The sequence below is a fragment of the Zongyangia sp. genome, assembly GCF_965361945.1.
Map to the genome: position 1 here is coordinate 1 of NZ_CBDTOK010000134.1, position 6,534 is coordinate 6,534.

A 6,534-nucleotide genomic window follows, 5' to 3' on the forward strand; every position below is an offset into this window, starting at 1 on the left:
CCTTCCGGTGGAGGATATCGCGCTGTGGTGTCAATCGCAACATAGTTGCGTGCAACGCGGGCGGCGAGTCGCCGCTCCCAAGTCGCGCTGTAGCATCGTTGGAGACAAAAACGCGTGCAACGCGGCAATGTCGCAAATATAACTTGGGGCGCGTCATCCCGCCCCGGTAGGGGCCCAGCTACCGCCGGGCGGGCAGTGCCCGCTCCCATGTCGCGCTGTAGCATCGTTGGAGACAAAAACGCGTGCAACGCGGCAATGTCACCAATAAAACCAAAGGCGCGTCATGCCCTCCGCAGGAGCGCGTCTTGCCGCCCGCTAGGGCTGGAAAAGGGCCGGTCCATATGGACCGGCCCTTTTCTTGGTTAAACTTTTCTATATGGCTTAGAATCTGTCGCGTTTGACATAGGAAGTATGAAGCACTTCGTGGGCTTTGTGGCTGCCGGGCTGGCCGAAGTACTCGTCATAGAGCACCTTGCAAACCGGGCTCTCGTGGGATTTGCGCAGAGGCAGGTTTTCATCCTCAGCATAGAGGGCTGCCGCACGCAGGCCCTTGAGATCCACATTGTTGCGGACAGAAGCCGGCTGGGTGGGCTGGCCGCCGCCGTTGACACAGCCGCCGGGGCAGGCCATGATCTCGATAAACTGATAATCCGCCTTGCCGTCCCGAACGCTTTCCAGCAGCTTTCTGGCGTTCTTGATGCCGGAGGCAACAGCCACCTTCACATCCATGCCGCCTACATTGTAGGAAGCCTCTTTGATGCCAGCGGTGCCGCGGACCTCGGTGAACTCCAGCTTCTGGAGCTCTTCGCCGGTGAGTTTCTCCACAGCGGTGCGCAGGGCAGCTTCCATAACGCCGCCGGTGGCTCCGAAGATGGCGCCGGCGCCGGTGGTGATGCCCAGAGGCGCGTCAAAGTCCTCGTCAGGCAGGTTGGCAAAATCCAGGCCCGCCCGCTGAATCATCCGGGCCAGCTCCCGGGTGGTCAGGGCAATATCTACATCGGGAACGCCTGCGGCGCTCTCGTTGTCACGGCCGGTTTCAAACTTCTTGGCGGTACAGGGCATGATGGAGACAACCACCAGGTCCTTGGGATCGATGCCCATCTTCTCTGCATACCAGGTCTTGGCCACAGCGCCGAACATCTGCTGGGGAGATTTGCAGGAGGACAGGTTGGGGATGAACTCGGGGAAGTAATGCTCACAGTATTTGACCCAGCCGGGGGAGCAGGAGGTAATCATGGGGAGGGTTCCGCCGTTCTGGACCCGCTCGATGAGCTCGTTTGCCTCCTCGATGATGGTCAGGTCAGCGCCTACGTCGCAGTCAAAGACGCCGGCAAAGCCCAGCCGCCGGAGAGCGGCTACCATCTTGCCCTTGACGTTGGTGCCTACCGGCATGCCGAAGCTCTCGCCCAGGGTGACCCGGATGGAGGGAGCGGTATTGACAATGACCGTCTTGGAAGGATCAGCCAGGGCTTTCCAAACATCGGCGGTCTGGTCTTTTTCATACAAAGCGCCGGTGGGGCAGGCTACGATGCACTGTCCGCAGGAGATGCAGGCCACGTCGGCCAGCTTGTTCTCAAAGGCGCATCCGATATGGGTCTTGAATCCCCGCTCGTTGGGGCCGATGACCGCGATATCCTGCAGGTTGGCGCAGGCGGCGGAGCAGCGGCGGCAGAGGACGCACTTGGAGTTGTCGCGCACCATATGGGCCGCGGAGTCATCGATGGGATAGACCTCGTTTTCGCCCATAAAGTAGTTTTCATCGCATCCGAACTCCTTGGAGAGACGCTGCAGCTCGCAGTCGCCGGAGCGGACGCAGGAAAGACATTTCTTATTGTGGGTGGAGAGGATCAGCTCCAAGGTCATCTTCCGGGACTCCAGGACCTTGGGGGTGTTGGTGAAGATCTCCATCCCCTCGTTGACCGGGTAGACACAGGAGGCCACCAGGCTTCTGGCGCCTTTGACCTCTACCATACAGATCCGGCAGGCGCCGATCTGGTTGATATCCTTCAGATAGCAAAGGGTGGGGATATGGATACCCGCATACCGTGCAGCCTCAAGAATGGTAGAGCCCTGGGGCACGGACAGGGGCATACCGTTGATTTTAATATTTACATTCTCCATGGGTTGGGTACACTCCTTTTCTTACTTCTTGACGATTGCACCGAAGCGGCATTTTTCCATACAAGCGCCGCACTTGACGCACTTCTGTTTGTCGATGGTATGTACTTTCTTGACCTCGCCGGAAATAGCGGACGCCGGGCAGATTCTGGAGCACAGAGTACAGCCTTTGCACTTGGCGGGATCGATCTCGTAGCTCAAGAGGGCCTTGCAGACGCCGGCCGGACATTTCTTGTCCACGATGTGGGAGACATACTCATCCCGGAAATAGTGGAGGGTGGAGAGCACCGGGTTGGGCGCTGTCTGGCCCAGGCCGCACAGGGCGTTTTCTTTGATGTAGTGGCACAGCTCTTCCAGTTTGTCCAGATCCTCCAGGGTAGCGTTGCCCTTGGTGATCTTATCCAGCATCTCTAAGAGCCGTTTGGTACCCACACGGCAGGGGGTACATTTGCCGCAGGACTCATCTACAGTAAACTCCAGGAAGAACTTGGCGATATCCACCATACAGGTGTCCTCGTCCATGACGATGAGGCCGCCGGAACCCATCATGGAGCCGATGGAGAGCAGGTTGTCGTAGTCGATGGGAATATCAATATGCTCAGCCGGGATACATCCGCCGGAAGGACCGCCGGTCTGGGCCGCTTTAAACTTCTTGCCGCCCGGGATACCGCCGCCGATCTCCTCGACGATCTCTCTGAGGGTGGTGCCCATGGGGACTTCCACCAGGCCGGTGTTGTTGATCTTGCCGCCCAGGGCGAAGACCTTGGTTCCCTTGGACTTCTCGGTGCCCATAGAGGCGAACCATTCGGGGCCGTTGAGGATGATCTGGGGAATGTTAGCGTAGGTTTCAACGTTGTTGAGGACGGTGGGCTTGCCGAACAGGCCCTTGACCGCCGGGAAGGGAGGACGGCATCTGGGCTCGCCGCGGTGGCCTTCAATGGAGGTCATCAGCGCGGTTTCCTCGCCGCAGACGAACGCGCCGGCGCCCAGACGAAGCTCCAGGTTGAAGTCAAAGCCGGTGTCAAAGATGTTCTTGCCCAAAAGCCCGTATTCTCTGGCCTGGTCAATGGCGATCTGCAGCCGCTTGACGGCGATGGGGTACTCGGCCCGGACATAGATGTAACCCTGGTTGGCGCCGATGGCATAGCCGGCGATGGCCATAGCCTCGATAACCGCATGGGGATCGCCTTCCAGAACGGAACGGTCCATGAACGCGCCGGGGTCGCCCTCGTCGGCGTTACAGCAGACGTATTTCTGCTCGTTGACCGAAGCTCTGGCAAAGGACCATTTCCGGCCGGTGGGGAAACCAGCGCCGCCCCGGCCTCTCAGGCCGGAGTCCAGGATGACCTGGATGACCTGCTCCGGGGTCATCTCGGTGAGGACCTTGCCCAGCGCCTGGTAGCCGTCCATGCCGATGTATTCGTCGATATTCTCGGGGTTGATGACACCGCAGTTGCGCAGGGCTACACGGTGCTGCTTTTTATAGAAATTGGTGTTGTTGAGGGATTCGATGGTGTCGTCGTCCTGGACCGTCTCCTGATAGAGCAGGCGTTTGACAATACGGCCCTTGAGCAGATGCTCGGTGACGATTTCGGGGATATCCTCGGGCTTGACCATGCTGTAGAAGGAGCCCTCGGGATAGACGATCATAATGGGACCTAAAGCGCACAGGCCGAAGCATCCCGTTTTGATGACCTTGACTTCATCTTTCAGACCGTTGCGCTCGATTTCCTTTTCCAGGGTCGCAACAATCTGCTCGGAGCCTGAGGAAGTACAGCCGGTACCGCCGCAGACCAGTACATGAGAACGAAACATTTGATTTCCTCCTTCTTCTTATGCCTTGGCGCTGGCGCCGATGGTGTACTCGGTAACCACATTGCCGTTGACCAGATGGTCGTTGACCACCCGGACCGCTTTCTCCGGGGTCATCTTTACATAGGTGACCTTTTCTTTGCCCGGCTCCATGATTTCCACCACAGGCTCGTACTGGCAGATGCCGATGCAGCCGGTCTGGGTGACCATGACATGGTGCAGGTTGCGCTTGGCAACCTCGTCGGTAAAGGCGGCCAGTACCGGACGGGCGCCGGCTGCGATGCCGCAGGTGGCCATGCCCACGACCACGCGGGTGGCCTGCTCGTCGGCGTCTTCTTTGCGCAGGCCGACGGTGTTCTGCATTCTATCTCTGATTGCTTTGAGCTCAGCTAAGCTTTTCATTCAGCTTCCTTCCTTTCGCCTTGGATCATTTGTGTTTGTTCGGCCAGATATTCGCCGATATAGGCGATGACCTCGGGGGTGTTCAGGGGGACCCCCTCCAATACTTCCCGGAAAACCCGGGTGTCCATCTCAAATTCCCGGTCATCGATCCGCCGGGCAAAGACAAAGTCGATGTCCGGGTTGCACTGGATCAGGGAGACCACGGTGGCGTTGATGTCCCCTAAAGGCAGGCAGTCGATGTGGTCTGTCACAAAGGCGGCGGTCACTGTGGTGCCCTCGCCCACCTTGGACTGGATGGAAAAGTCGCCGCCGGTCATCTTGGCCTGCATGGAGTAAAAGGGGATGCCCAGCCCCACCTTCCGGGTGGTGCGGGTGGTGTAGAAAGGGTCCATGACCCGGCGCACCGTCTCCTCATCCATGCCGCAGCCGTTGTCGGCAATGGTGATGACCATCCGGTGGGACGCCGTGTCCTCCTCCACCCCAATGCGGATGAGGGTGGCCTTGGCCACCACCGAATTCTGGGCGATGTCAAGTACGTTTAAGGACAATTCCTGCATGGCTTAGTCCTGATATTTTGCCAGGATGCCTTCGATTTCGTCCACAGACAGCCTGCCATAAACGTCGTCGTTGATGGTCATGACAGGAGCCAGGCCGCAGGCGCCGATGCACCGGCAGGCCTCCAGGGAGAACTTGCCGTCCGGGGTGCATTCTCCGCCTTTGATGCCGAGGCTGCGGCTGAGCTTGTCATAGATGTCGCCGGAACCCTTGACGTAGCAGGCGGTGCCAAGACATACAGAAATCTTGTACTGGCCCTTGGGATACAGGGAGAACTGGGAATAGAAGGTGACGACGCCGTAAACCTCCTCCAGGGGGATATCCAGGCCCAGGGAGATCATCTCCTGGACTTCCAAGGGAAGATAGCCGTAGATTTCCTGGGCCTGCTGGAGCACAGGCATCAGGGCGCCCGGCTGCTCTTTGTGGTCGGCGATGACCTGCATCAGCTGGGCTTCCTGCTCTTTTGTCCCCTTAAATGGAACAGACGTATTGCTTTTAGCCATATAAGTTTAACCTCCTTAGCGGATGTAGCCGGGTTTGTTAAAATCCTAACGATAAAGGGCCCAAACCCCTTAGGCAGACCCGGTGCATTATGAAAATTATATCATAGGGGTTCATAAAAATCCATATGGCGCCCCCACAAACTCCGGTCGAAATTCTATGGAAAATAGACAAAAACCAGGAAGATTTCCCCACAAATCCATGAAAGGTATACCTTTTTTGTGGTGTTTCCAAGGGCCGGCCGCCTTCGGTTTCCAGACCCTGGAAGAAGGGCGCCTATGAATGTTTACACGACCCCAGCGCAGAACAAAAAAAGGACGGCCAAAGCCGTCCTTTATTCATCATCGAGCAGAGCTTCATATCAATATCGGTGACAAAGGGCCGCCCCTTTCCGCCCGCTGGATGACATTTTTGTCGATATCCAGCCCCTCCAGCTGGGCCATTTTTGCAAAAGCATTCTGGGAGGGATGGCCTGGCAGCCGTTTCCGGTAGTATTTCACCTTTGTACCGCATAGGTTATGGGAAACCCTCCCGCCCTTTGTTTTTATACATGAAAGCCCTCTTTATCTGTCTTACAGTTTCCCCATATCCTTGAGCAGCTTCAGTTTCAGGATCATGATCTGGGTTTTGCCGTCCTCGATTTCGTTTGCCAGCACCATGTCCACCAGCTTTTGGAAGGGGATGGGCTCCACATCCAAAAACTCGTCCTCATCCAGGTGCTGATGGGTCTTGTGGAGGCCCCGCGCCAGGTACATATGGATGACCTCCTCGTCATAGGCGCAGGTAGGGAGCATCTTTCCCAGGGAGATGAACTCATCGGCCTGGTAGCCGGTTTCCTCCTCCAGCTCCCGCCTGCCGCAGTGGAGGGGATCCTCCCCGTAGTTGAGCTTCCCGGCGGGGATCTCCAGCAGCACCTTCTTCGGAGCGTAGCGGAACTGGCGCACCATGAGCAGGTCATCGCCTACAAAGGCAGCCACCGCCACGCCGCCGGGATGCTCCACCACCTCCCGGGTTACCTCCGACCCGTTCTGGAGCCGGGCCTTATCCCGGCGCAGGTTGACGACCTTTCCTTTATATATCATTTCACTGGAGATGGTTTCTTCATATAAATTTTTCATCATATTCCTCCTTGCGGCGAGTCGCCGC

Annotated in this window: 7 protein-coding genes; all 7 read right to left on the minus strand. The window is 57.6% G+C overall.

Translation table 11 applies throughout. From position 1 onward, the window contains the following. Positions 1 to 381 precede the first annotated feature (381 nt). Positions 382 to 2,121, minus strand: coding sequence for an NADH-dependent [FeFe] hydrogenase, group A6 (locus ACZ25G_RS08730; protein ID WP_342682374.1), 1,740 nt, complete (start codon positions 2,119 to 2,121; stop codon positions 382 to 384). A 21-nt stretch (positions 2,122 to 2,142) separates the two neighbouring features. Continuing rightward, positions 2,143 to 3,933 carry an NADH-quinone oxidoreductase subunit NuoF gene (gene nuoF, locus ACZ25G_RS08735; protein ID WP_191510374.1) on the minus strand — a complete coding sequence of 597 codons (1,791 nt, stop codon included), beginning with the start codon at positions 3,931 to 3,933 and terminating at the stop codon, positions 2,143 to 2,145. Between the two features lie 18 nt (positions 3,934 to 3,951). Beyond that, positions 3,952 to 4,332: a (2Fe-2S) ferredoxin domain-containing protein gene (locus ACZ25G_RS08740; protein ID WP_463682178.1), complete on the minus strand. Its 381-nt coding sequence runs from the start codon at positions 4,330 to 4,332 to the stop codon at positions 3,952 to 3,954. Further along, a complete protein-coding gene (locus ACZ25G_RS08745; RefSeq protein ID WP_191482934.1) occupies positions 4,329 to 4,889 on the minus strand; it encodes an ATP-binding protein in 561 nt (186 codons plus the stop codon). The genes ACZ25G_RS08740 and ACZ25G_RS08745 overlap by 4 nt, the downstream gene beginning before the upstream one ends. A gap of 3 nt (positions 4,890 to 4,892) precedes the next feature. Further along, a complete protein-coding gene (locus ACZ25G_RS08750) occupies positions 4,893 to 5,390 on the minus strand; it encodes an NAD(P)H-dependent oxidoreductase subunit E (protein WP_191482935.1) in 498 nt (165 codons plus the stop codon). Positions 5,391 to 5,744: 354 nt separating this feature from the next. Beyond that, complete coding sequence (locus tag ACZ25G_RS08755) at positions 5,745 to 5,888, minus strand: hypothetical protein (RefSeq protein WP_463682179.1); 144 nt, start codon at positions 5,886 to 5,888, stop codon at positions 5,745 to 5,747. A 72-nt stretch (positions 5,889 to 5,960) separates the two neighbouring features. Next, complete coding sequence (locus ACZ25G_RS08760) at positions 5,961 to 6,506, minus strand: NUDIX domain-containing protein (protein WP_191482936.1); 546 nt, start codon at positions 6,504 to 6,506, stop codon at positions 5,961 to 5,963. Positions 6,507 to 6,534 lie beyond the last annotated feature (28 nt).